A 25,511-nucleotide genomic window follows, 5' to 3' on the forward strand; every position below is an offset into this window, starting at 1 on the left:
GGTTTTATAGCGCATCACCGGAGCGTTGCGATGCACGCTCGGAACAACTGTTCAACGGTGAGATAGAGGTGTGGCGTGAGACGGCTGCCGAACTGCCACGCGACGCTAGGCCCGGCAACCGATCGGTAGCAGCAGGGATAGGGCTAGCGCGGAAAGAGAAGTGTGCAAAGACTTGCACTGAGCGCACGACGCAGCCAGCGCAGCGGTAGTGCGCGGCATGGCATGGGTGAAAATGGCGTGTGCGGGGCTCATACCCTATAGTCAACCATAATTTTGAGGGCTTGGCAAGCGTTCATCCACGGGCGCTGACGCCGGCGCAACACTCAGCAGCGCGGCATGGCTGCGCGCCAATTCGATCTTTCCGGCGCGGCCGTTGCGCAGCTCGGCGGCGGCAAGCTGTAGGTCGCCCACGCTGATTGGCTGGCGCTGATCGTTCCAGGCCCAGCGCAATACCTCGAGCGCTGATTCGGACAGCTCGTCGGCCAACATGGCAATGGTGGGTTCATCCACCAGCTTGCTCCGAACGCTCTGCCGGGTGCTCTGCACGAAGCTGTATAGAAAATAGGCAATAATAAGCGTGCAGAGCAGTACGACGCCCCACCAAAAGAAGGGGTTGTACTGCTGAAGCAGCGCAACGGCTTCTACACCGAGGGCGCTCAGTCCGCTATAGTCGATGCCCTGCCCGAACGCGATCAGGCGATTAAGAAGGTTGTACCAGACCAGCGCCACGACAGCGACGACGACCACGCTGATGATTTTTTGGGTGGCGGTCAGCTTGAGCAGTGTATTGCGCAGCAGGCTTTGATCCTGGCGGGTTGGCTGTTGTAGCGATGTGGTTGGTTTCATACAAAGTATTTTATCTATGCAATCGCGGCAATCTCTAGAACTTCGTCAGCATCAGCAACTGGCGCTGACACCTCAGCTGCAGCAATCGATCAGATTCCTGCAGCTGTCGGCGCTGGAACTGGATGTGGAGATCGCCCAGGCATTGGTCGAGAATCCATTGCTCGAACGTGAGGAAGAGTATGACACTGATACCGCTGATGCGGTAGCGAGCACGGAGCGCGAGCAGGAAGATCGCTGGATGGTGTTGGGTTTATCCAACCGGGCCGGCAACAACCGCAGCGATGAGGAGCCGGTGCGGCCGGAGGCGGCGGTGACAGAAACATTGCAGGACCATCTGTTGCGCCAGTTGAGGCTTACCCGGGCCCAACCGCGAGACTGCGCGCTTGTTTCCTTGCTCATCGACGAATTGGACGAAAACGGTTACCTGGCAACGCCGCTCGCGGATATCCTGGGATATTTTCCGCCAGAACTGAGCGTGGCGACAGAAGAGCTGCAAGCTGCTTTGCGCCTGCTGCAGTCGTTTGATCCGCCTGGCGTGGGCGCGACGTCGCTTGGAGAGTGCCTGGTATTGCAGCTCAGGCTGCGGGAAGCCGGCAGCCCGGCCACCAGCGCACAGCCTGACCGCAGCGTGCTTGATTGCGCCTATGCCATTGCGGACAAACACCTCGATATCCTGGCCAGCGGCAACCTGACGCGCCTGCGCGAGGCGCTGGGCTGCAGCCAGGACACCCTGCGTGCCGCGCACGGGCTGCTGCTTCAGCTGGAGCCTCGGCCCGCACGGAACTGGGCGACATCGACGGCGGATTACGTCACGCCCGACGTGGTCGTCCGCCGGGTGGGTAAGCAGTGGCGCGCGAGCATCAATCCGATGGTCCTGCCGCGCTTGCGTGTCAATACCGTGTATGAGGCGCTGCTGGACAAGGCCCCTGAGTCTGCCGCCATGCATGCGCAGTTGCAGCAGGCGCATGGTTTTATCAAGAGCATGAACCAGCGCTACGTGACGATTTTAAGGGTGGCCCAGGCCATTGTGGATCGGCAAGCGGGTTTTTTCGAGGAAGGCGTCGGCGCCATGAAACCCTTGCTGCTGCGCGACATTGCCCAGGCGCTCGAGCTGCACGAGTCCACCGTGTCGCGGGCAACACGGCACAAGTACGCCCAGACGCCCTGGGGTGTGTTTGAACTCAAGCGCTTCTTTGGCATGGCGCTGCCCACGGATGACGGCGCTTCGACGTCCGCCACGGCGGTCAGGTCGCTCATTCTCAAGCTGGTTCAGGAAGAGCCCGCCCGCAAGCCCCTCTCCGATAACCAAATTGCGATCAGGCTGGCCGAGCAGGGTGTTGTGATCGCGCGACGCACTGTCGCCAAGTATCGTGAAGCGGCGGGCATAGAGCCGGCTATTCTACGCAAGGCCAGGGCGGCCCTGGAGCAGGGCTAGGCGGGCTTTGGCAACGCAGGAACTGGTTGCTTTTTGCAGGAAGCTGGTTGATAATTGTTCTCATGTTTATTTGTATCTGTAATGCGATTACCGAACGCCAGGTTCAGGCAGCGGTTGCCAACGGCGCGGTCACGATGTCTCAGCTCCAGGGCGAGCTGGGTGTTGCGTCGTGCTGCGGATGCTGTGCGGACACCGCGGCCGAGTATCTGCCCGGAGGCCAGTACGCCGCCACGGCGCCCGCGCGTGCCGAGCTGGGCACCCTGGTGGCCGATGCTGCGAACGACCCGATGCAGGTCGAAGCCGGTGCCATGGTGGTGGTGGCAGTCCAGCGCGCCTAATATCGCAGTTCCCCGAAATCAGGCTTTAGTTACACTCAATAACAACTTAACGCCGCCTGATTCTGCTCACGCCCCTAAGCTTTTCTGGCGTGAGCTTGTGCGTTTTCTTTTGAATTTTCTCCCTTTCTTCTGCCGCGGCTTGGCTCACAGTCAATCATGCCGCCATTTTGCGTGTCAGGGTCGCGAAAATCAATTCATTCTTATTCTCAAAGTGCCTTGCGCTTGAGTTTCTAAGTCATTGATTTTAAACGTTGAAAACTGGCCAAAAAACCCTGCCGTCGTGTTAGCCTTATGATTGAAATGGGCGTTGGCCCATCTTGGAACACTGGATTTCACCCATAAGCAGGAGCACGGCCATGAAAGGCGATACCACCGTCATCAAATATCTGAATGCACAACTCAAGAACGAGTTGACTGCCATCAATCAGTATTTCCTCCATGCCCGGATGTTGAATCACTGGGGCCTGAACAAACTGGGCAAGCATGAATACGACGAGTCCATCGGCGAAATGAAACACGCGGATCGGCTTATCGAGCGCATTTTCATGCTGGATGGCCTGCCCAATCTACAGGATCTGCATAAATTGCTGATCGGGGAAACTGTGCCGGAGATACTGTCCTGTGATCACAAACTGGAATCTGGCGCCCAGGCCACGGTCAAGGAAGCCATGGCGCACTGTGAGTCAGTGCGCGACTATGTCTCGCGCGACCTGTTCCAGGATATCCTCAATGACACCGAGGAACATATCGACTGGCTGGAAACCCAAATGGAACTGGTAGACCGCGTCGGCCTGCAGAACTATCTGCAGTCGCAAATGGGAGAGTAAGCGAGCCTGTACGTGCTGGTGGGCGCTGGTGTGCGCATCACCGGGCACTGGACGCGCTGTGCAAGGCCCGCCGGCCTTGCTTGCGAACAGATCAGAACGACTTGGCCGGACAGTCCGGCACACGGCCCCAGGCTTTGTTGGGCTCGCAGTATTTGTTGCGGGCAGACCAGGCGCAACTGGGGCGATCAAAGAAACTCTTGGCACTGCAGGCCTGCAGATCTTGTCGCAGGCTGGCCTGCCACGCCTGGCTGTTGGCCGTGGGGGCGGGCGGTGGCGGAGGAGGGGCCATTTCAACGGGCTGCAGCGGTTGGTTTGCGCCGCTGTCGCCTGGCATACCCAGCGCCCCGACGTCGGCGATCCCGCTCAGGCCGCCTTGCCCTCCTTCAGCCAGCATGCGGGCCTCATCCATGGTGATCTTGGTGGTGGCTACGTGAATGGCGGGATTGGAGGTCATGTCGTCGATGGACGTATCGGGCAGTTGCCATTTGGTCTGGCTTGCCTGCGCCGGCACGCCCAGGGTGCCATTTACCAGGGGCTGCGGCGGGCGTGCCGTATACGGCAGGCCGTTGGCATCGAGCACGGGTACGTTGGACAGTTCCGGGTGGGCTGGAGGGGCGGGGGCAACGGGGCCATGGGCCACCAGCCAGTCGCCAAGCTTCAGGCCACCCCAGGCAGAAGCGCCTGCGGCAACCAGCAATATTGCAAAAATGAAACGCCAGGACATCATTGTTCTCTGTTCGCTGGGAATAGCCTAGTTTAAACGCCTATGCGCTTTGCCTGCTCGCCAGCCACGTGCAGGCTGGTACGAGCTGACTGGCACGCAGGCTTACGCATTCTGCCCGAAAACCTTGCCGCCATGTTCCCGCATTGCGTGAAACTCGACGCCAGGATAGAGTTCTTGCGCCACCCGCAACTGCGCGGGGGAGGACGCCAGGAAGGCAGGCGCGTCCACGACATCATAGGCAATGTTAGCAGCGTTCGCATTCATGAATTTTCGCAAGACCTTGGGGTCTTCCGCTGTAAACCAACGTGCCATGTTGTAACGCGAAGGCATGAGGCGAGCTTCGACCCCGTATTCGGTTTTGAGGCGATGGGCCACGACTTCGAACTGCAATTGCCCCACAGCGCCCAGCAATAGCGAGCCGCCGGCGGCCTCGGGGCGGAAAACCTGAATAGCGCCTTCTTCGCCCAGTTGAGTCAGGCCCACGCGTAGCTGCTTGGTCCGTAAAGGGTCTTTGACTTCGACCGCCTGGAACAGTTCCGGCGCAAAAAATGGCAGGCCGGTGAACTGCAGGGCTTCGCCCTCGGTCAGGACGTCGCCCAATTGCAGCACACCGTGATTGGGAATGCCGATGACGTCTCCGGCATAGGCTTCGTCGAGCAGTTCTCGCCGTTGCGACAAGAAGGATACGACGTTGTTGGGCCGGATCTCCTTGCCATTGCGCGACACCTTCAGGCGCATTCCGCGTTCGAAGCGGCCCGAGCTGACCCGGACAAATGCGACGCGGTCGCGGTGCGCAGGGTCCATATTGGCTTGCACTTTGAACACCACACCACTGAATTTGGTTTCATCGGGCTGGACTTCGCGTTGCAGCGCCGTCCGGGGGCCAGGCGTTGGCGCCAGGTCCACCAGAGCGTCCAGCACTTCCTGCACGCCAAAGTTGTTGATGGCGGATCCAAAGAAAATGGGCGTTTGCTTGCCGGCGAGAAAGGTTGCATGATCGAATTCGGGCGCGGCAGCCTGGATGAGCTCGATTTCTTCGTGCGCCTTGGCAAAGGCCTCGCCAAAGCGCTCCGCAATCACGGGATTGTCCAGGCCGCTGATCAGCTCGTCATGCTGGTCGCGGCGTTCCTGGCCAGCGCGAAACACGCGCATGCGGTCGTTGCGGATGTCGAATACGCCGCCAAAGTGGCGCCCCATGCCGACTGGCCAGGAAAACGGCACGGCGTCCATGCCCAGGTGGGATTCGATCTCGGACAGCAGGTCCAGCGGCTCCTGGACTTCGCGGTCCAGCTTGTTGATAAACGTAATGATCGGTGTGTTGCGCGCCCGGCACACTTGCAGCAGGCGTATGGTTTGAGGTTCCACGCCGTTGGCGGCGTCAATCACCATGAGTGCGGCATCTACAGCGGTGAGCACGCGGTAGGTGTCCTCGGAAAAATCCTGGTGTCCCGGCGTGTCGAGCAGATTGATCACACAGTCGCGGTATTCCATTTGCATCACCGACGAGGCAACCGAAATTCCGCGCTGCTTTTCGATTTCCATCCAGTCCGACGAAGCGTGGCGACTGGCCTTGCGCGCCTTGACGCTGCCGGCGATTTGAATAGCGCCTGCGAACAGCAATAGCTTTTCGGTCAGCGTGGTTTTGCCCGCGTCGGGGTGGGAGATGATCGCAAAGGTGCGTCGTCGGGCGACTTCTTGTGTGATGCTCATGGACGGATTTTAGCGTGGATGGCAGCGCGGGTTCGAGGGCCGGGCGCAGAAAGAAGCATGGCAGAGGTTGCGCGGGTGCGCGCTGCGGCGCGTTGCTTACCGCCGGGGCGCTGGGGCACGTGCAGGTGGCTAGTCGTCAACATGATGACTGAAGGTGGCCAGCACGGTGCCTGCCAGAACGAACAGCGCGCCAAAGCCGCGGTTCAGCCAGCGTATATGCCGGGGGTTGCGCAGCAGTTTCAGCACCCGCGATGCCAGCGTCGTATAGAAACCCATGGCGATCAGGTCGGTAAAGCACAGCGTGCCTGCGATGGTGAGGTATTGCAGGGCCAGGGGCCGGGACAGATCGAGAAACTGCGGCACGACGGCCAGCAGGAACACGGTTCCCTTGGGGTTGGTGATATTGATCAGAAAACCCCGCAACACCAGGTCGCGGGCATGGAATGCCTGCGGGTGGCTGGCCTGCACGGCAACCGGCGCCGCGTCTGTCGTGAATTGCCGGTAGCCCAGGTAAATCAGATAGCCGACGCCTATCCACTTGACGATGGCGAAGGCGGTTTCCGAGGTGGCCAGCAGCGCCCCCAGGCCGACCGCCACAATCACGAACTGCGCAAGCAGGCCGATCTGCAGGCCGCATGTTGTCCAGTAACCCCGTTTGAAACCGTATTTCAGCCCCGAGGACATGGCGCTGATGGCGCCAGGGCCAGGCGAGAACGAAATTGCCCAGGAGGCGGCAAAGAAAGCAAGCCAGGTGGAGAAAGACATGATGCAGGCGTGGTTGGTGGGTGGGGGCGTGTCCGGGTCGGGCGCAAATCAGAAAACTATCCCGGCCCCGCAAAGACGCTGGCAAGGCCGGCGTCCGCGGGCAGGTAGCGTGCCTATTTATCGAGCAAAACGGCGCGCCGCTCACTGCCGGATCGCGCACCATTGGCGCCGCGGTTACCAGCACTGCGCGCGTTGGCGCCCGGCCGGCCTTGCGCAGGGCGTGCGGCGCCGCCATTGCGGCCGCCGTTCCCGTCGCGCCGTCCGGTCGGATTGCGCGGTTCACCGGTGCGGGCCTCTGCGGAGCGCGCCGCCCCGTGCCGTGCGCCGCCAGGCGATGCCGGGGTGCGGCGCGATGTGCCGGCACGGGGTCGACGGCTGTCGCTGTCGTGACGGCGGGCGTCTTGCCCCTGGCGCTCGCCGGACGCGGCGCGCGGCGGTTCGGCGCGCACCATGTCGGCCGACCAGCCTTCGATGGTCGTGCGTTCGATGGGCCGCTTGATGAGTTTTTCGATGGCGGTGAGCAGTTTGATTTCGCTGCGATCCACCAACGACATGGCCGAGCCTACGCTGCCTGCGCGGCCCGTGCGGCCGATGCGGTGCACGTAGTCTTCCGGCACATTGGGCAGCTCGAAGTTGACCACATTGGGCAACTGGTCGATATCGATGCCGCGCGCGGCAATATCCGTGGCGACCAGGACGGCGACTTTGCCTTCCTTGAAGCCTGCCAGGGCGCGCGTGCGGGCTGCCTGGCTCTTGTTGCCATGGATGGCAGCCGCCGCCAGGCCGTCCTTGACCAGTTTTTCGGCCAGGCGGTTGGCGCCATGCTTGGTGCGGGTAAAGACGAGCACTTGATGCCAGCCGCTTTCGCGAATGATATAGCTGAGCAGATCGCGCTTGTGGGATTGTTCGGTGAGCACGACGCTTTGCGCAACGAGCTCCGAAGCGGTATTGCGGCGGGCAACGGAGATCTCGATGGGATCGTTGAGCACGCCTTTGGACAGCTCGCGAATCTCTTCGGAGAATGTCGCGGAGAACAGCAGGTTCTGGCGTTTCTTGGGCAGCAGCGCCAGCACGCGACGAATGTCGCGGATGAAGCCCATGTCCAGCATGCGGTCGGCTTCGTCGAGGACGAGAATCTCGACGGCGGACAGGTCCACGGTTTTCTGTTGGGCGTGATCCAGGAGCCGGCCGGGCGTGGCCACCAGGATGTCCAATGGTTTGCGCAGCGCGGCGATCTGTGGATTGATATTGACGCCGCCGAACATGACCATGGAGCGCACGGAAGTATGTTTGCTGTAGGTGCGCACGGACTCCTCCACCTGCGCGGTGAGTTCGCGCGTTGGGGTCAGGATCAGCACCCGGGGCTGGCCGGGTTTGCGGGCACGGGCCGGGTCTTGCAGCAGGCGGTGCAGAATGGGCAGGGTAAAGCCGGCCGTCTTGCCAGTGCCGGTCTGCGCAGCGGCGAGCAGGTCGCCGCCTTTGATGACTTGGGGTATGGCTTGCGCCTGGATAGGCGTGGGGTGTTCATAACCGGTATCGGCGACAGCACGCAAAAGGGGTTCTGCCAGGCCAAGGTCGGCAAATGTAGTGTGGGTAGACAAGTATTACTCCAGCGACAGCCTATCGCTCGAGTCGAGGGATACCAATCCAGGCGGACGATTGAAGAAGCTAGGGGAAGGGGCGAAGCCCTGGTGACGCGCGTTGACTGGTAGGACGCGCAACCCGCAGTATACCTCAGCAAACCGGGCCGGATGTCATCCGGACGGCATATTCCCTGCGATTGGGCGGATACGCCACACATTGCGCCACGCACGGGGACATGCGATCACGTGCGCATGCGCGCCGGCGGCGGTTGCCGCGTACTCGCCTCAAAATGTAAACGATAGTAAGAGTGATTATTATTCAGCTACAATGGATGCTTGCCCGATCACGCAAGCAGTGCCGTCGCAGCACGCGGCCGGGTCTGCATGCTTGCGGTGGCTCAGCCGGATCGCGGCACAAGTCATTCACTACGCCACATGGAAGGCAGCATGAAATTTTTCAGCTCAACAGCGCCGGGTGCTCCCAGGCGCTCGGTGGTTGGTCTTATCGATATCCTTCTGGTGATCATTGCCGCGCTGCTGATCACGATTACACAAAACCCCATGATGGAGGCGCTCCTGCGGCAGGATGCCTCCGCCCTCTTTGGCGGGGGCAGGCCCGAGGCGAACAGCATTGTCAAGCATGGTGAACCGTCGGCGCCTGTATCCGTCAGTCAAGCGGCCACGGCGCCGGGCAGTGGGACGGGCGTCCAGTACCGCATGCCCGGCAGCGGCGCCGTTTACGCAACCGAACGCAGCAATGCACACTAAATGCTACCAGTGGCCCGGGATTGCAGCATTGTGAAACCAGCCACGCAAGCAGCATTGATTTTAGATGGGCGGGCTGGTGTAATCTGAACACCTTATTCTTTCAGGCTGCTTCAATGAAACGCATTGCGCTCGTGCTTCTTGCTCCCTTCCTGTCAATACTGCTGACTGGTTGCGGCTACAACGATATCCAGCGGCTGGACGAGCAGGTCAAGGCGGCCTGGTCCCAGGTGCTGAATCAGTATGAGCGGCGAGCGGATCTCGTGCCCAAGCTCGTCAATTCGGTCAATGCTTACATGGTCAACGAGCGCGCGGTGCTGACGCAGGTCACCGAAGCGCGCGCCAAAGTGGGCAGCATCCAGATCAGCGTCGACGACATCCAGGACCCAGCGGTGATGGCGCGCTTCAATCAGGCCCAGGGCGAATTGTCGTCGGCGCTGTCACGGCTTATCGCGGTGTCCGAAAACTACCCCCAGCTCAAGAGCGATGGGCTTTTTCGCGATCTCATGACCCAGCTTGAAGGCACTGAAAACAGGATTGCCACCGAACGCGGCCGCTATGTGCAGGCGGTGCAGCAATACAACCTGATCGTGCGGCAGTTCCCCACGCTGATCACCGCCAAGATCTTCGGCTATCGCACTATCGACAATTATGGTGTCGACAAGCAGGATCAGATTACGCAAGACCCCGAAGTCAAATTCACCTTACCCGAGCCGGCAAAACAGTGATGCATACGTTGCCGTTCGTGCGTCCGTCCGCGCAGGCGCCTGCCCCGCAAGCTGCCAAAAACGCTGGGCGTGGCGTCCGGATTGGTCTGCGACTGCTGTTTGCAGGCCTGTTGGCCCTGGCAGCCCTGCTGGCGGTTTTCCAATCCGCCCGCGCAGAACAGGTCGCCGTACCTGAACTCAAGCGCTGGGTCACCGACCAAACCGGCACGCTCGATTCGAACACGCTCTCCCATCTGGAACAGCAACTCGCCGAGCTCGACAAGACCAAGGGCGCCCAGTTGGCCGTGCTTATCGTGCCTACCACGGGCGAAGACACGATAGAAAGCTACGCGCGCAGGGTCTTCGACAAATGGCGCATAGGTCGTGCCAAAGTAGACGACGGGATTCTGTTCGTCGTGGCCAAAGAAGACCGCCATCTGCGCATCGAAGTAGGCTACGGGCTGGAAGGCGCCGTGCCGGATCTGCTTGCCGGGCGCATCATTCGGGAGCAGGTCACCCCTCATTTCAAGCAGGGGGATTACGCTGGCGGCATCACGGCAGGTGTCGACAGCCTTGTAAGCCTTGTCAACGGCGAAGATCTCCCTCCGCCGCTTGAGAGCACATCGTCCGGCAGCGCAGACGAAGGGCCGTTGGCCATGGTCGCGCCGCTGGCCATCATCGGGTTCTTCATGCCGCCTCTTTTTGCCGCGCTGGCGCTTGGTTTCTTTGCCTTCCTGATGTTCGGCAGCGTGGGTGCCGCTGTTATCGCGGCAGGCATAGGTTTCATCGTGGGCAGCGTGGGCCGGGCACTGGGTGTCAAAAATCGCCGTCTGGGCTCTCGGGCTGCACGGCGTGGCGGCGTCATTGGCGGCCTCGGTGGCGGTTTTGGAGGTGGCTTTGGCGGCGGTGGCGGAGGCGGATTTGGTGGGGGTGGCGGCGGTTTCGGCGGCGGAGGCGGTGGAAGCAGCGGCGGTGGCGGTGCTTCCGGCAGCTGGTAATTTGCGGCGGTCGGGGCGATCCCGGGTTTTCTTTTCCGTGCGGTTCGGCAATTCGGGGCGACAGCGCACGCGGCCCAAGGTCAAAGGATATTGCATGCAACAAGGCAGTAAATGGAAGGCACTCACTGGCTGGGCCACGGTAGAGGGTCAGTGGCTGCGCCGCAAGCATTTCAGCGAGCATGCCTTGGCCCGCATTGCCGAGCGCATACGCCAGGGCGAGTTGGGCCATACCGGGGAGCTCATGGTGGCTATCGAAGCGGCCAGCCCGGTCCATGAGCCCGACAGCCACCTGCGTGCGCTCGAGGTATTCGGGCGGCTCGGCACCTGGGACACGCCGCTTAATACGGGTGTGTTGCTCTATCTGGCCTTGGACAAACATGCCATGCATATCATTGCCGACAGAGGGGTCAAGGCCACTGACGCACAGTGGGAGCAAGTGTGCGACCGTTTGCGTGAGCGCCTGCGCCGCAAGGAATTCGAATCAGGGCTGCTGTCGGCGATCGACGATATCGAGGCGATTCTGGCGCATGCTTGCCCCGAAGCGTCCGAGGGCCAGCACAATACCAACGACTTGCCCGATCGGCCGGTCTTGTTGTAACGCCCGCGCCCGCCTGTCTTAACGGCTGGCCAAGGCGCTGGCCAGCGTCTTGACGGCTTGCTTGCGGCGGGGCTGGTTGTCAAAAGCGTCCGACAATGCAGACCATTGCGGTTGGCTGCGGGCCTCCAGCAGGGCATCCGGCAGCTGCCGCGTGCGCCAATGTTGCATGCTGGCTTCCAGGGTATCGGTGGCGCTGCCGGCGCTGGGTGTGTCGTAGCCCTTGGACAGGGCAGGCGCATCGGTCGCGCTGTCCAGCACAATCTGTCCTTGCGCGGCGTGCCCCCGGTGTTCAAGCGCATCGACCAGGGCGAGCTGGCGCATGGCGAGCAGGCGTAACACTGCATCGTTGACGGTGATTTCGCGATAGCCTTGCAGCCGTCCCACGACACGCTTGCCCAAGCGATCCGCGCCTTGCCAGAGCCCTCCCACCGCTGCGCCCAATACGGTGGCGGCACCCAGGCTAAGGCCTGCGGTGAACACATCCAGCGTGGCGCCAGCCATGGCGCCGGCCGCCAACCCTTTGCCCACATGAATGCCAAAATCTTTCAGGGCCTGGGGGTGAAACAAATCCATGCCCCAGCGTTCGCCCTCCAAGGGCAGGGAATGCGAGGGGAAATCATGCATGTCAAAGTTATAGCGCTTGAGCAGCGCGCGGACACAGGCGGCTTCGCGGTCGCGCACCTGGCGACGTAGTGATTGCGTGGCGGCTTGCACGCTGGGCTCGTCCGGTTCGCTCAGTACACGCCACGCGGCGACGTCGATCAGGAGTTCGGCAATCAGCCGCAACGCATCGTCGCGCCGGATGCCGCGCTGGCTGATGACATCGCGCTTGAGTTCGCTGAGAACACCGGCGTGTTCATCCATCAATAGGGCCAGCTTGTCATAAAGCTGGGCTTCGCCATCCAGCGCGGGCGCAACGGTATCGAACTCCACCATGGCGTGCAGCCCGAGTCGGGCCAGGGCTTCGCGCCAGGCGCCAAGGCGTTGTTCAGGCCGATGTGTGAAATTGAGCACTGGCAGCAAGGGATGGCCGCAGGCAGCCAGAATGGCGAGCTCGTCTTTATGCTTGCCTAGCACCGGGTCGCGCACATCGACCACGTACAGGCCGGCATCGCAGTCCAGCAGCCTGCGCAGCACGCGCGCTTCCTGTTCGAAACGTCGTTGGCTTTCAGGGCTTTGCAGAAAACGGCGAATGCGCTCTGGCCCGTCGACACGTTCGCCGGGCGTGGTCAGCCTGTCCATGTAGTCCAGCAGCGCAATGCCGTCTTCCATGCCGGGCGTGTCATACAGTTCCACCGCTGTGGCGCCGTCGATCAAGAGGCGTGCGCCCTCCACGCGGCGCGTTGTGCCGGGGCTGTCCTGCACTTTGCCGAAGCCCGGGTCGCGGGTGAGCGTGCGCAGCAGCGATGTTTTGCCGGTATTGGTATGGCCGACCACGGCCAGTCGCAGCGGGCGTGCCGTGGTCATGCTTGTTCTCCCGTGGCGGCGGCGGGGGGCGGGTCTGGTTCGCCCGCCAGCCAGAGGAGGGCGGCGGGTTTGGCCTGGGTCAGGTTTTGTGGCGGGAATCCTGCAGCCTGGAGCCGTTCACGCCAAGTCTCGGTTCGGGTTTCGGACTGGCTTGAGGCAGGCGCGCGCAGCAAGGCGATGCGGGTATCCTGCGCAAAGCTGGCAAGCTCTGTGAGCAGGGCGATCGTGCCCCGATCAGGTGTTTGCCGCGCATCGCATATCAGCAGCAGGCGCGTGGGGCGGCTTTGCTGCAGCCGGTCCAGCAAGGCCTTGCGCTGATTGCTGCTGTCGATGACGCCGAAATTGGCCACAGCGGGTGACAGGCCAGGGGGCGGCCAGGGAACATCCGGCGCCAGTTCTATGCCGACGAGCAAGGGCTGGCCGGGCCGCACGGCCACCAGCTCAACGGCATCCCTGATGGCCAGGGTGTCTGCCCCGTCGGGTTGATCGATGCCTGCGCGTTCGCTTGCCGGGGAGAGGCGGTCCTGCAGCTCTGCATAGCCTGGCAGGCGGCTGTCAAGTTGCAGGTTGGCCAGCCTTTTGCGCGCCATGAACAGGCTAAGCATCAGGGCGATAAGGCGTGGCAGCAGGGCATATACCACTACGCATCCGATCAGCCAGCTGGACCAGAGGGCCTGCGCAGGCTCAGGCAGCCTCTGCAGGCCGTCGCTGGCGAGGATGAGTTCGGGCGAGGGAATGGAGAAGCCGAGCGTTGAAGGTAGCCAGCCAAGCGCGGTGGTGACGGCAACAAAGGTGTCAGGCGAGAGTAGCGTGGTTTCCCAGTTGAAGCTGTAGCGGCGTGTCGAGAGCACGGCAAGCATGGACATCACGGCACAAGCAAGGGCAAGCGTCCACAAGGCATGGCTGATACCGCCCAGCGTCCAGCGCAGCGCATTGTGGCGGCTCAGCAACTCGACCAGGGCGCGTGGCGCGAGCGCTGCGTCGGGCCCGCGCGCCAGTCGGCGGGTGAGCCATAGCCAGCATTCGCCCAGCCAGGAACCGCCCTGGCCGGATACCACCACAAAACTGAGCAGCCAGAAAAGGAATGTGAGTGTGTTCAGCCCTAGCAAGGCGACCAGCGCCAGCATGATATTGACAGAACGGCCGCCATCGCCCAGGGCGCCGAGCGCCGCGACGAGGCCAGCCAGCAGCGCAGCCACGGCCATGATGAGCAGCGATAGCTTGGCCATGCCCGACCACCTGGACAGCACTTGGTCAAGGTGTTCGCGCTGGCCCAGATAGTGTGCGCGTCGAAGCAGTTTTTCGGTAAAGCTGCCGCCTTCCGCACGGGCGCGCCGCACTTCGCTGGCATCTTCCAGAGGGCCCCAGAGATTCTCGCGCAAACGCAGCGTCTCGGCCAGCCAGCAGCTACGGAAGCCCCCCTTTCCGGGGGCTTGGTGCTGCGTATGTGTGTTGGGTGAAGGGGTGGTGTCAGGCATCCGCACTGGCGCCCGCGTGCGGGCGGCCGAACCAATGTTCGATTTTTTGCTGCGCCCGCGCCTTGATGTCGGGCGTAATGTAGAAGGAAACCGTGGCCAGCGCGGCAATCATGACACTGATGTCGTCGGTGTAGCCGATGAAGGGGGCCAGGTCGGGGATGGCATCAAGGGGAAAAATAAAGTAGCCCAGCGCGCCATACATGACGCGCCGCGCCCATTTTGGCGTGTTCGGATCCTGCACGGCATAGTACAGGTAGAGCGCTTTTTCGAGGGCGAACCGGCTGATGCCCTTTGCCCTGGGCCCCAGCTTTTGCCAGAAGCGAGCCGGTGAATAGGCTTTTTTGTAGCGGGTGTCGATCATATGGCCTCCGGAAGAGGTAAGCGTGATGCCTATTGTATCGGTTTGGCGCCGGCAAAAAAAAGCAGCCGCACGCGGCGGCCGCCTGATGCAGAGGCAGCCGCCATCGCGGCCGCCATCCTAGCGTTTTTTGGCAATGAGGCCGTATATGAACAGCACGATGATTGCGCCCACAATAGAACCTATCCAGCCCGCGCCTTCGCCAGGTGCGTACCAGCCCAGTGCGCCGCCCAGATAGCCGGCCACCAACGAACCCACGATACCGAGGATGATGGTCATGATAATGCCGAGCTTCTGTTCGCCGGGCATGATTGCCCGAGCCAGCAGGCCCACGATAAAGCCAACGACGATCATGCTGATAATACCCATAGCGCCTTTTCCTTTTCAGTTGCGAAGAATGACGGCTGGTACGGTTGAGTATTGCCACCTCCCTGCCTGCAACCATCATAGGTGGGCGGGTGAGCAGCCGGCGTGTCGCAACGCTGGATTTTGTGTCAAATCGTTTCTTTCTCGACCTCCAAACCTTCTCGAGACAGGTAATCCATTGTGGGCATCAATGAGAGCAAGTGCTGTGTATAGGCGTGCTGCGGCTGGGAAAACAGCGTTTCGGTGTCGGCAACTTCGAGCAGTTCGCCATGCCGCATGACGCCCACTCGGTCACACATCTGTCGGATGACCGGCAGGTCGTGGCTTATGAACAACATTGTCAGTCCGAGCGTTTCCTGCAAGTCTTTGAGCAGGTTGAGAATCTGGGCCTGTATGGACACGTCCAGGGCCGAGGTGGGTTCATCGCAGATCAGAAAGCGGGGGCGGGTGGCCAGGGCACGGGCGATGCAGATGCGCTGGCGCTGTCCGCCGGAAAATTCGTGGGGGAAACGCAACAGCGCCTGATCCCCCAGGCCGACATAGTCCAGCAGGCCCGACACAATGTTGCGCACCTCGGCTTCTGTGCGCGCCAGATGATGAAACCGGATGGGTTCGGCCACAATGTCCAGGATACGCATGCGCGGATTCAGTGAGGAAAACGGATCCTGGAACACCATCTGGATCTGGCGGCGATAGGCGTTGAGCGTTTTCCGGTCGCCAACGTCCGCGATGTTGACGCCATCAAAACGCACGGTGCCGGCGCTGGGTACATACAGGCCAGCGATCAGTCGCGCGATGGTGGATTTTCCTGAGCCCGATTCGCCGACCAGGCCGAAGACTTCGCCGGGGCGCAGCGCAAAACTGACGTGCTTGACAGCGTCCAGCGCGATGCGCTTGCTGGGGAAAATCGAGTTGCGCAGTACAAAGCGCATGCCCAGATCGTCTACCTGAACCAGCGGCTGGTCCGATTGCTCTCCGAAGTCGCGCCGCTCGCGCAGCCAGCTTTTGGCGGCGTCCAGGCTGTCGTGCCGGGTCGGCGCCTGGACGTCTTCGATGTACGTGACCATGGGGAAGCGCCGCAGCTTGATGTCCGACCGGGGTACGGCTGAAATCAGGCTTTTGGTATAGAGGTGCTCGGGCTGGCCCAGAATGCGGCGGGTAGGCCCTTCTTCGACCAGCCTGCCGCGATACAGCACGGCGACGCGGTCTGTGACTTCCGCAATCACGCCCATGTCGTGGGTGATGATGATCATCCCCACCTGCTTCTCTTTGCACAGTGCGCGCAGCAGATCGAGTATCTGCGCCTGTATGGATACATCCAGGGCGGTGGTGGGCTCGTCGGCGATGATCACTTCGGGCTCGCAGCACAGCGCCAGGGCAATGACGACGCGCTGGCGCATGCCGCCGGAGAACTGATGCGGGTACTGCTTCAGGCGCAGCTCCGGGTGTTCTATCCCCACGCTGTGAAGCAATGCTACCGCGCGGGCATGCGCCTGCTGTGCATTCAGGTGCAAATGGACCTGCATGGTCTCGACCAGTTGCTGCGCGATGGTCTGCAGTGGATCCAGCGAGGTGAGCGGATCCTGGAAAATCATGCCGATGCGGCGGCCGCGTACCTTTCGAAATGCCTGCGGCGGGAGTTGGTCGATGCGCTTGCCATCCAGCAACACCTGGCCAGCCGTCATTTTTCCGGGTGGCTCCAGCAGGCCGATCACGGCGTTGCCGATGGTGGACTTGCCCGCGCCTGATTCGCCCACCACGCCCAGTATTTCGCCTTTTTCCAGCGATAGGGTGACATTCTGTATGGCGACCACGTTGCCGCGGCGGCTGGAAAACTCGATGTGCAGATCTTGGATGTCTAGCAGGGCCATAGCGGGACTTTCAGCGTAGCTTGGGATTGAGCGCATCGCGCAGCCAGTCGCCCAGCAGGTTGACGGACAGGGCCAGCAGCACTAAGGCGACGCCGGGAAAGATGGAGATCCACCACTCGCCCGAGAACAGATAACTGTTGCCGATGCGTATCAACGTGCCCAGCGAGGGCGTGGTGGGGGGAATGCCTACGCCCAGAAAGGAAAGCGTGGCTTCGGTAATGATGGCGATGGCCAGGTGAATGGTGGCGATGACCAGAACAGGCCCCATGACATTGGGCAGAATATGGCGGCGCAGAATCGTAAACGGACGCATGCCGATCAGGCGCGCCGCCTGCACATATTCTTTGTTGCGTTCGACCATGGTGGCGCCGCGCACGGTGCGCGCATACTGCACCCATCCGGACACACCGATGGCGAAGATCAGCACGTAGAGCGCCAGGCTGTCGTGCATATCGCGCGGCAGCAGGCCACGGGCAATGCCATCAATGAGCAGCGCAATCAGAATGGCGGGAAAGGAAAGTTGTACGTCAGCGATACGCATAATGACACTGTCGACGCGGCCGCCCACATAACCGCTGATCAGGCCGAGCGAGACCCCGATCACCAGCGAGAACAGCACTGATGCGAAACCCACCAGCAGTGAAATGCGCGAACCGTACAAAATCGCGGACAGCAAATCGCGCCCTTGGTCGTCGGTGCCCAGCAGGAACCGCACATCGCCATCCGGATTCCATACTGGCGGCATATTGGCGTCCAGCAAATCCACGGAGGCCAGGTCGAAAGGATTATGGGGCGCGATCAGCGGCGCGAAGACGGCGCCGATGAAGATTGCCAGCGCAACCAGCGCGGAAATGATCGCGGTAGGCGAATGGCTGAAGCTGTAGAAGATATCGCTGTTGTAAGCGCGTGATATTGCGTTCTGGGCCATGTCCTTTTGCCGGTTTTGATTGCTAGTTCTTGCTGATGCGCAAGCGCGGGTCGACCGCAAAATACAGCAGGTCGACCACGAGATTGATGATGACAAAGAAAAAAGCGATCAGCAGCAGATAGGCTGCCATCACCGGGATGTCTACCGAGCCTATGGACTGGATGAACAGCAGCCCCATGCCCGGCCACTGAAAGACGGTTTCAGTGATAATGGAAAAGGCAATGATGGCGCCCAGCTGCAAGCCGGTGATGGTAATCACGGGCACCAGCGTGTTCTTGAGCGCATGCCTGAAATGAATCATGCGGTCCGGCAGCCCCCTGGCGCGCGCAAACTTGATGAAATCCGTCTGCATCACTTCTAGCATTTCGGCGCGCACCAGCCGCATGATCAATGTCATCTGGAAGAGTGCAAGCGTGAATGCAGGCATGATCAGGGACTGCCAGCCGCTCTTGGTCAGGAATCCCGTTGTCCACCAGCCAAGATCGACGACGTCTCCGCGCCCGAAGCTGGGCAGCCAGCGCAGGATCACGCCAAAGAAGAGAATCATCAGAATGCCGATGAGAAATGTCGGCAGCGAGATGCCGATCAGCGACAGCGTCATGAACGCGCGCGAGAGAAAACCATTGCGCCTGAGGGCGGTGTAGATGCCCATCGGGATACCCAGGAACAACGCGATGAGCGCGGAGACCAGCGACAGCTCCAGCGTGGCCGGCAGCCTGCTCTCGATGAGCTCGCTGACCGGCCGGCGCTGGCGGTAGGACACGCCAAAGTCACCCTGTGCCGCGTTGACCATGAAGCGCCCGTACTGCACCAGAAAGGGATCGTCCAGGCCCAGGCTCTTGCGCAGCTGGGCCCGCTGTTCCAGCGTGGTGTCCTGCCCGACCATGTTATTGATCGGGTCTCCCACATACCGGAACATACCGAAGGCAATCAGCCCCACGGTCAGCATGACGAAGACCGACTGGACAAGCCGCCGCGTGATGAAGCCGATCATGGCATCAAGGCATCACGACACTTCGGATATCCAGGACATCGTCCGCCCGCTGCGCGACCTTGATGCCTTTGCGTACGCCCCAGGACATAGGCTGCTGGTGCAGCGGCACATAACCATAGTCATTGCGCAGGATGGTGAAGGCTTCCTTGATCATATTGTTGCGCAGGGCCTGGTCTGTTTCGACTTCAATCTTGCCGATGAGCGCGTCGATTTCCTTGTTGCAGTAACCGCCCAGGTTGAACTGGCCCGAGGCAGTCTTGTCGTCGCGGCAGCCCACAAGGTTCTTGAGCGAGTTGGCGGCATCGCCCGAGCTCGGTGTCCAGCCCAGCATGTACATGCTGGTGTTGTTGCCGGCCTGCAGCAGGATCTTGGCAAAGTATTTGGACTTGGTCTGCGCGAGCAGGTCGATCTTGATGCCGATGCGCGCCAGCATGCTGGCTACGGCCTGGCAGACCTTTTCGTCGTTGACATAGCGGTCGTTCGGGCAATCGAGCTGCACGGTGAAGCCGTCCGGATAGCCGGCATCGGCCAGCAGCTTCTTGGCTTTCTCGACATCGGTATCATAAGGCTTGCCAAAAGACTCGTCATAGCCGTTGATCTTGTCGGCGATCAGCGTGCCCAAGGGTTTGGCGGCATCGCGCATGATTTTCTTGTTGATGACACGGGTGTCCACTGTCAGGTCGATCGCTTCGCGCACGCGCTTGTCCTTGAATGGATTCTTGCCCTTGATATTGGAGAACAGCAGCTCGTCGCGATGCTGGTCCATGCCGATAAAGATGGCGCGCGCCTCGGGCTCATTGAGCACCTCGACATTGGGCTCGCTTTCCAGTCGTGGCCAATCCTGGACCGGCACAGGCATGACCAGATCCATTTCACCCGAGATCAAGGCCGCGACGCGTGTGGACTCCTGGGTGATGGGCTGGAAGATCACTTCGGTGACATTGGTGGGGATGTCTTTGCCCCAGTAGCCGTCGTAGCGTTTGAGCGTGGTTTTGACGTCTGGCTGGCGATCCACAATGACGAAGGGTCCCGTGCCGTTTTCATGCATGGCGGCGTAGTTGTTTTCGCCGCCCTTCACGTTCGAGGCTTCGGTGGTGCCATTTTTTTCAGCCCAGGCCTTGCTCATGATGTACATGAAGGTCCAGTCACGCGGCAAAATGGGATTGGGCTCGGGCGTGGTCACTTCGACAGTATGGTCGTCGATTTTCTTGACGTCGCTGGCCTTGGCGCCATAGCCCTTCATGTCCGAGCCCTGGGTCAGGCTGCGTTGCCAGGAAAAGATCACATCATCCGCAGTGAACGGGCTGCCATCGTGAAAGGTTACGCCCTCGCGCAGATGAAATACCCATTTGGTGGGCTCGGGGTTCTCCCATTTGGTGGCCAATTGCGGGACCAGTTTCAGGTCTTTGTCGTAGGCAGCCAAGGTTTCGTAGAACCAGCCTTGGAGCCCCAGCGTAAAAGTTTCGTTCAGGGACATCGGATCCAGCGACATCATGTCGCCCTGATAAGCCCAGCGGAAGGTCTTGGCCTCCGCCGATTGGCCCAAACCGAGTGCCAGCGCCAGCGTGGCGGCCACCGCAGTCTGTTTGATGATCTGCTTGAGTTTCATGGTTTGTCTCCTGCCTGTCTTGGTTTTTGGTTGGGTACTTCGGCAAAGGTTGCGCAGTAGCCGTTGCGCAGTTTGCCGTTGTCAGGTCGCTAACTGGCCAGCCAGTTGTTCCAGGAAGCGCTCACAGGCGCTCACCTGGTCTATATCGATATATTCGTTGGGCTGGTGTGCTTGATCGATGGATCCGGGCCCGCACAGGACGACTTCGAAGCCGCGCTCCTGGAATTGACCCGCTTCGGCGGCGTAAGGAACGACACCGGTGTGATGATGCCCGCACAGCCCGAAAACCAATTGCTGCGCTGCGCCACCCTGATCGCGCAACGGCGGCGCATCGGCGAGAATTTCGGTGTCGATGGACGCCTGCGGCGCAATGGCGCGCATGGCGGGCAGCAGACTGTCGGCGTAGGCCTGAAACCGTTCCAGATACTGCCGCCAGTCGTCGCCGGGCAGGGCGCGGATATCCCAGACAAAAGCGCATTCGCGCGAAATGATGTTCAGCGCCGTGCCGCCGTGCACGACACCGACATGCAGCGTTGTATAAGGCGGGACAAATGGGCAGTCCGCCGCTGCGCGGGCTTTGTTCTCGGCCATCATGTCGTCGATGAAGGTGATGAGCCGTGCTGCCGTGGTGACGGCGCTCACGCCGCGCTGTACCTGGCTGGAGTGCGCCTCGTACCCGGTGACCGTGGTGCGCAGCGCCGCGATGCCCTTGTGCGCCACGATGGGCCGCATGCTGGTAGGCTCGCCTACGATGACCGCACTGGGGCGCGCAATATCCGTTGTCAGCCTGTCTATCATCGATGGCGCGCCAAAGCAGCCGATTTCTTCATCGTAGCTGAGCGCAAAATGAATAGGCCGCTTCAGGCCGCGGCGCAGCAGATCCGGCACCATGGCAAGGCCTATCGCGGAAAAAGACTTCATGTCGCAGGTGCCGCGGCCGTACAGGCGGCCGTCTTTCTGCACAATCGTGAAGGGGTCGGTATCCCAGGGCTGGCCATCGACTGGCACGACGTCGGTATGGCCCGAGAGCACGACGCCACCCTCCACCTGGGGGCCGACGGTGGCGAACAGATTGGCTTTGGTGCCTTCAGGATTGGAGACGAGGTGGCTTTGGACGCCATGCTCGGCCAGATAGTCCCGTACGAAATGTATGAGCTGCAGGTTGGAGTTGCGTGAAACCGTGTCGAACCCGACCAGTTTGGTGATCATCTCGAGGGTTTGCTGCTTCACGACTGCGACTCTCCTGGGTATCTGGATCAATGGCCGACGACGCGCGGTACGGTAGGAGCCGCGACTGCTTGGCACCAGCCTGGTGGGCGGGTGTTCGGCTTGTTTGCGGACGCCGGTCGAGCCTGCACATTATGCCGCAGCGCGACAGTTGTGCACACTCAGGCAACCGCTACAGCGGGGAAGTGTAGTGAGCTTGCGCGCACTTGAACAGGTGGGTAATCCCCGATGAACGCCGGCCAGGGTCCGGCGTCGCAAAACTTCGTCGTGATGTCGGCAGGCGCGTTATCCTACCCATCATGAACTCACATCCAGACGCGCTTCGCCTGTTTTTCGCTCTGTGGCCGTCCCAGGAGGATGCCGCACGCATGATGGTATGGGCCCGGTATGCCCACCAGTTGTGCGGCGGCAGGATCATGCGCCAGGAAACCCTGCATCTCACCTTGGCCTTTTTGGGGGAAACGCCCGCTGACAAGGCGCAGGCATTGGTCGCCGCGGCACCCTCGTGGACTGCCCGGGTGGGTACGCTGGTGCTGGATCGCTTCGGAAAATTTGAAGGTCCCCGCATCGTATGGGCAGGCCCGGGAGGCCAGGATGGCCAGCGTGTCGGATGGCTGGATGCGCTGCATCAATCGGTCTGGTCGCAGCTGTGCGCCTTGGGCTGGGAGCAGACGCCCTCGACGTTCAGGCCTCATGTTTCGTTGCTGCGGCGCGCCGGGCCCTGCAACATCGCCGAGCTGCGGCAGCCGCCGTTTGCCTGGACACCGGCCGAGTGCGTGCTGGTGGCGTCGCGGCCCGCTGAGCATGGCTCCTGCTACAACGTGCTCGCACGCATGCCTTTATCGGCATAACAGGCTCCGCGATATAACCGGCCAGGGTAGTGCAACGATCCCGGGCATCGCACTTGCTACCTGCTCTGTTGTCGCGGCTCAGTCGCCGTCTTAACAGAGGCAACAGGAGGTGCAACATGCAACTCGAAGGTTCCTGTCATTGTGGTGCTGTGGCGTTCTCGCTGACCAGCATCAATCCTTATCCCTATCAACGCTGCTATTGCTCGATCTGCCGCAAGACACAGGGAGGTGGCGGCTATGCGATCAACTTGTCCGGAGATGCCCGAACACTCAAGCTCAAGGGCGGCGAGCATGTATCGGTGTATCACGCGGTCATCAATCGAAACGGAGGGGAGGATCCGCGCGAGAGCTCCGCCGAGCGCCATTTTTGCAGTCAATGTGGCAGCGCGCTCTGGCTGTTCAGCCCCGAATGGCCGGATCTCATCCACCCTTTTGCCAGCGCGATTGATACCAATCTGCCCGTTCCGCCCGAGCGCACGCACTTATTTGCCGATTCGCGTGCCTCGTGGGTAGAAATCAATGCACGGCCGGGAGATCAGGTGTTCAAGGAGTTTCCCGAGGAGTCCATTGCCCAGTGGCATGAGCGGCTCGGGCTGGATGAGGCGTCCAGATGAGCCGCTGCGCCTGCTGAGCGCGCGCGGCCTGGACAGCATTCACCGGCAGCCGCCTGCCGTCGGCTAGAACTGAAAGGACGCGTTCAGGCCGGCGGTCCAGTTGCGGCCGGGAGCCGGCTCGTAGTATCGGCCGAAACCGGCGTTGATGATGGCGGATCCGGCGTAGCGCTTGTCGAGTACATTGTCGACGCGGGCAAAGGCATTCAGGCGCCAATTCTCCAGAGACCAGACATAGCCGGCGTGCAGGGCTGCCGTGAAGTAAGAAGGCGTCGCTTCATCGTTGCTGTCGTTGACATACATTTTTCCGAGATAACGGCCTTCTACGCCGGCCTGCCAGCCGCTTGGCGGCGCCCAGTCCAGCGAGGCGAACGCCGATTGCCGGGCGACTCCGGGGATCTGGTTGCCGGAAGGGATCACGCCGTCGGGGGTGTTGAAACCATCCCGGTAGCGTGCGTTGAGCCAGGTGTAGGCCAGCGTACCGCGCAGATGCCGCGCAAGCTCGCCCGACCAGCCCAGCTCGAAGCCATCGCGCCGTGTGCGACCCGCGTTGCGATAGGTGGTGCGGCCGCCCAAAGAGCTTGCCGTCACAATTTCGTCGTCGGTTCGAGTCTGGAACAAGGCCGCCGTGAGCAGGCCACGCCCCAACTTGATCTTGGCGCCGATTTCTACGCTGGTATTCACCGAAGGCTGCAGATCAAGATTCAGGCCCGGCAGATTGTCATTGCGGTAGGACAGTTCGCTGAACGCGGGCGTTTCGAAGCCGCGCCCTATCGTGGCATACAGGTGAACGTTGTCATTGGGCTGATAGCCGAGCGCAGCCATGGGCAAGGCCTTGCGGTATGTCGCCGCGCCACTGTCGTCCGGGTTGCCCGCCGTGATGTAATGGTCGTCGGCGTCGAAATGCACGCTGCTATAGCGCAGGCCGGCATCCAGCGTCCACTGCGGAGCAAACTGCCACGAGGCCTGTAGATAAGGATCAAGGTTCCAGATGGTGTTGGTTTCCTTGCGGCGCAGGTCGCCTTTGACGCCGAGCACGGGGTTGGTCGCGGGGCCCGCATAATTGTTGTAGCCGCGGCGGTCTTCGGTGACCGTGTCGTAAGCGATGCCGCCGATGAGGGTAAGTGGCTGTCCCGCCAGAGAAAGTTTTGATTCCCAGCGGGCATCGAACCCGCCGTAGTCGCGCTGCAGATCGATCACGCCACCCGCATGGCTGGGTGCTTGCTGGGACGCCGGCGGAATGGCCAGATACTGGCGGGTCGTGCGCTGGCCGTAATAGGCCATCAGGCGCAGCGTATTGTCGACATTGAGCGTGCGTTCGTAAGTGAGTCCGCCCTGCGTCTGCGAGACGGTCTTGCGTGTGTTGTAGGTGACGGCATTGGGAGCGGCCTGACGCGGGTCCTCCATGAACTCATCCCGAGTCAGCCCTTGCGGATCATCCGCTTTTACGTCGACGCTGTTGAGTATCAGCGTTAATTTGCTGTCATCGTCCGGCGCCAGCCCCAGCTTGATATTGGCCAGATTCTTGCGCGCACCGCTATGGTCCCGATAGCCTTCAGTGACGTAGCGGCTGGTACTGATCAGGTAGTCCAGGTCTCCCAGCCCAGCGCCCCGTGAACCACTGGCCTGCAGGCCGTAGCGAACCTGCCCGTTGCTGCCCGTCGCCAGGCTGCTCCCGATGCTCGGGGGGCCTTCTCCTTCTTGGGTAAAAATCTGTATGACACCGCCCGACGAATTGCCATACAGCGCAGAGAAGGGCCCGCGCAGCACCTCGATACGATCAATGGAGGCGATATCGATATTGGATGTCTGCCCCTGCCCATCCGGCATGGTGGCGGGAATCCCATCGACATACAGCCGTATCCCGCGTACGCCGAACGTGGAACGCGATCCGAATCCTCGCAGGGAAATCCGCAGGTCCTGGGCATAGTTCTCGCGATTCTGCACAAGAATGCCAGGTATCGCCGCCAGGCTTTCGGACAAATTCACCTGCATCTGGTTGCGGCGCATCAATTCGCCCTGCAGTAGATCGACGGAGGCGGGTATGTCGAACACAGGACGTTCGATCTGCGTGCTGGTGACCACGATAGGCTTGAGCGATGCAACCTCCGGATCCGTTGTAGCCGACGCGGCGACCGTGGCGTTGGCGGGCGCAGTGATCGCGTTGGGCGAAGAGGGCTCAGCCCGGGCTGGGCTTGCCAGCAGGGCGGTAGCGCTAATGGCAAGCCATACCGGCGCAAGGCCGTGGCCGAGTGGCGAGAGGTGGCGAGACCGAATGGCGGAAGTCATGGCGGCGTACTCCGGCGAAGGGCACAATACATCGCAAACACCCGCGCGTGTCGGGGCTGGGGGATAGGGGCGCTTTCGAAAGACACATGTGGATCGGGCGCGGGCTCTGGAAGCAAGGGTAGCACGCCAGCCGGTGCTAGACTGCAACTTAATTCCCTGGAAATGA

Annotated in this window: 24 protein-coding genes; 9 read left to right on the plus strand and 15 right to left on the minus strand. The window is 61.3% G+C overall.

The features are described 5' to 3' along the window. Positions 1 to 261 precede the first annotated feature (261 nt). A complete protein-coding gene (locus ERE07_RS17100) occupies positions 262 to 846 on the minus strand; it encodes a hypothetical protein (RefSeq protein ID WP_130010256.1) in 585 nt (194 codons plus the stop codon). Positions 847 to 862: 16 nt separating this feature from the next. Between ERE07_RS17100 and rpoN the strand changes: the two genes are divergently transcribed. The 3 genes from rpoN to bfr all read left to right on the plus strand — a co-directional run bounded on the left by rpoN (position 863) and on the right by bfr (position 3,446). Then, positions 863 to 2,281: an RNA polymerase factor sigma-54 gene (gene rpoN, locus ERE07_RS17105; protein WP_130010257.1), complete on the plus strand. Its 1,419-nt coding sequence runs from the start codon at positions 863 to 865 to the stop codon at positions 2,279 to 2,281. A 62-nt stretch (positions 2,282 to 2,343) separates the two neighbouring features. Then, a complete protein-coding gene (locus ERE07_RS17110; RefSeq protein WP_130010305.1) occupies positions 2,344 to 2,619 on the plus strand; it encodes a (2Fe-2S)-binding protein in 276 nt (91 codons plus the stop codon). Between the two features lie 356 nt (positions 2,620 to 2,975). After that, entirely contained in the window at positions 2,976 to 3,446 is a 471-nt protein-coding gene (bfr, locus tag ERE07_RS17115; RefSeq protein WP_130010258.1) for a bacterioferritin, read from the plus strand. A 91-nt stretch (positions 3,447 to 3,537) separates the two neighbouring features. Here bfr and ERE07_RS17120 read toward each other — a convergent pair whose 3' ends face one another. From ERE07_RS17120 to ERE07_RS17135, 4 genes are all read right to left on the minus strand, one after another. After that, entirely contained in the window at positions 3,538 to 4,173 is a 636-nt protein-coding gene (locus ERE07_RS17120) for a hypothetical protein (protein ID WP_342366250.1), read from the minus strand. 99 nt (positions 4,174 to 4,272) lie between these two features. Further along, entirely contained in the window at positions 4,273 to 5,880 is a 1,608-nt protein-coding gene (locus tag ERE07_RS17125) for a peptide chain release factor 3 (protein WP_130010259.1), read from the minus strand. A 129-nt stretch (positions 5,881 to 6,009) separates the two neighbouring features. Further along, on the minus strand, positions 6,010 to 6,645 hold the full coding sequence (locus ERE07_RS17130) for a LysE family transporter (protein ID WP_130010260.1): 636 nt from the start codon (positions 6,643 to 6,645) through the stop codon (positions 6,010 to 6,012). A gap of 113 nt (positions 6,646 to 6,758) precedes the next feature. After that, positions 6,759 to 8,246: a DEAD/DEAH box helicase gene (locus ERE07_RS17135; RefSeq protein WP_167670959.1), complete on the minus strand. Its 1,488-nt coding sequence runs from the start codon at positions 8,244 to 8,246 to the stop codon at positions 6,759 to 6,761. Between the two features lie 429 nt (positions 8,247 to 8,675). Here ERE07_RS17135 and ERE07_RS17140 point away from each other — a divergent pair, with 429 nt between their 5' ends. The 4 genes from ERE07_RS17140 (at position 8,676) to ERE07_RS17155 (ending at position 11,296) form a co-directional block, all read left to right on the plus strand. Further along, a complete protein-coding gene (locus ERE07_RS17140; RefSeq protein ID WP_167670960.1) occupies positions 8,676 to 8,996 on the plus strand; it encodes a DUF2149 domain-containing protein in 321 nt (106 codons plus the stop codon). Positions 8,997 to 9,109: 113 nt separating this feature from the next. Continuing rightward, positions 9,110 to 9,721, plus strand: a complete 612-nt coding sequence (locus ERE07_RS17145; protein WP_130010262.1) for a LemA family protein — start codon at positions 9,110 to 9,112, stop codon at positions 9,719 to 9,721. 8 nt (positions 9,722 to 9,729) lie between these two features. After that, positions 9,730 to 10,698 (plus strand): TPM domain-containing protein, encoded by a 969-nt coding sequence (locus tag ERE07_RS17150; RefSeq protein ID WP_425330991.1) that lies wholly within the window; start codon positions 9,730 to 9,732, stop codon positions 10,696 to 10,698. A 94-nt stretch (positions 10,699 to 10,792) separates the two neighbouring features. Then, positions 10,793 to 11,296, plus strand: a complete 504-nt coding sequence (locus ERE07_RS17155; RefSeq protein WP_130010264.1) for a TPM domain-containing protein — start codon at positions 10,793 to 10,795, stop codon at positions 11,294 to 11,296. A gap of 18 nt (positions 11,297 to 11,314) precedes the next feature. On the opposite strand, the gene ERE07_RS17160 is transcribed toward ERE07_RS17155, so the two are convergent. The 9 genes from ERE07_RS17160 to argE form a co-directional block, all read right to left on the minus strand. Next, complete coding sequence (locus tag ERE07_RS17160; protein ID WP_130010265.1) at positions 11,315 to 12,763, minus strand: DUF3482 domain-containing protein; 1,449 nt, start codon at positions 12,761 to 12,763, stop codon at positions 11,315 to 11,317. Further along, positions 12,760 to 14,241 carry a DUF2868 domain-containing protein gene (locus ERE07_RS17165; RefSeq protein ID WP_130010266.1) on the minus strand — a complete coding sequence of 494 codons (1,482 nt, stop codon included), beginning with the start codon at positions 14,239 to 14,241 and terminating at the stop codon, positions 12,760 to 12,762. The genes ERE07_RS17160 and ERE07_RS17165 overlap by 4 nt, the downstream gene beginning before the upstream one ends. Further along, positions 14,234 to 14,602, minus strand: a complete 369-nt coding sequence (locus ERE07_RS17170) for a YkvA family protein (RefSeq protein WP_130010267.1) — start codon at positions 14,600 to 14,602, stop codon at positions 14,234 to 14,236. Before ERE07_RS17170 ends, ERE07_RS17165 begins: the two co-directional genes overlap by 8 nt. 117 nt (positions 14,603 to 14,719) lie before the next feature. Continuing rightward, the gene (locus ERE07_RS17175; protein ID WP_130010268.1) at positions 14,720 to 14,968 is read right to left on the minus strand and encodes a GlsB/YeaQ/YmgE family stress response membrane protein; all 249 of its coding nucleotides are present in this window, start codon (positions 14,966 to 14,968) and stop codon (positions 14,720 to 14,722) included. Positions 14,969 to 15,093: 125 nt separating this feature from the next. Next, on the minus strand, positions 15,094 to 16,836 hold the full coding sequence (locus ERE07_RS17180) for a dipeptide ABC transporter ATP-binding protein (protein WP_130010269.1): 1,743 nt from the start codon (positions 16,834 to 16,836) through the stop codon (positions 15,094 to 15,096). A gap of 10 nt (positions 16,837 to 16,846) precedes the next feature. After that, a complete protein-coding gene (locus ERE07_RS17185; RefSeq protein WP_130010270.1) occupies positions 16,847 to 17,764 on the minus strand; it encodes an ABC transporter permease in 918 nt (305 codons plus the stop codon). A gap of 22 nt (positions 17,765 to 17,786) precedes the next feature. Next, positions 17,787 to 18,758, minus strand: a complete 972-nt coding sequence (locus ERE07_RS17190; protein ID WP_130010271.1) for an ABC transporter permease — start codon at positions 18,756 to 18,758, stop codon at positions 17,787 to 17,789. 4 nt (positions 18,759 to 18,762) lie between these two features. Further along, on the minus strand, positions 18,763 to 20,367 hold the full coding sequence (locus ERE07_RS17195) for an ABC transporter substrate-binding protein (RefSeq protein WP_130010272.1): 1,605 nt from the start codon (positions 20,365 to 20,367) through the stop codon (positions 18,763 to 18,765). An 81-nt stretch (positions 20,368 to 20,448) separates the two neighbouring features. Next, positions 20,449 to 21,597 (minus strand): acetylornithine deacetylase, encoded by a 1,149-nt coding sequence (gene argE, locus ERE07_RS17200; RefSeq protein ID WP_130010273.1) that lies wholly within the window; start codon positions 21,595 to 21,597, stop codon positions 20,449 to 20,451. A gap of 296 nt (positions 21,598 to 21,893) precedes the next feature. Here argE and thpR point away from each other — a divergent pair, with 296 nt between their 5' ends. Together thpR and ERE07_RS17210 are read left to right on the plus strand one after the other, a co-directional pair. Beyond that, positions 21,894 to 22,445 carry an RNA 2',3'-cyclic phosphodiesterase gene (thpR, locus tag ERE07_RS17205; protein WP_130010274.1) on the plus strand — a complete coding sequence of 184 codons (552 nt, stop codon included), beginning with the start codon at positions 21,894 to 21,896 and terminating at the stop codon, positions 22,443 to 22,445. Between the two features lie 116 nt (positions 22,446 to 22,561). After that, positions 22,562 to 23,059 carry a GFA family protein gene (locus ERE07_RS17210; protein ID WP_130010275.1) on the plus strand — a complete coding sequence of 166 codons (498 nt, stop codon included), beginning with the start codon at positions 22,562 to 22,564 and terminating at the stop codon, positions 23,057 to 23,059. 63 nt (positions 23,060 to 23,122) lie between these two features. Here the strand turns inward: ERE07_RS17210 and ERE07_RS17215 are convergent, their stop codons facing one another. Then, positions 23,123 to 25,345 carry a TonB-dependent receptor gene (locus ERE07_RS17215; RefSeq protein WP_130010276.1) on the minus strand — a complete coding sequence of 741 codons (2,223 nt, stop codon included), beginning with the start codon at positions 25,343 to 25,345 and terminating at the stop codon, positions 23,123 to 23,125. Between the last annotated feature and the right edge of the window lie 166 nt (positions 25,346 to 25,511).

Origin of the sequence: Allopusillimonas ginsengisoli (assembly GCF_004153455.1) — a bacterium.
In the GTDB taxonomy this organism is placed as follows: domain Bacteria; phylum Pseudomonadota; class Gammaproteobacteria; order Burkholderiales; family Burkholderiaceae_B; genus Allopusillimonas; species Allopusillimonas ginsengisoli.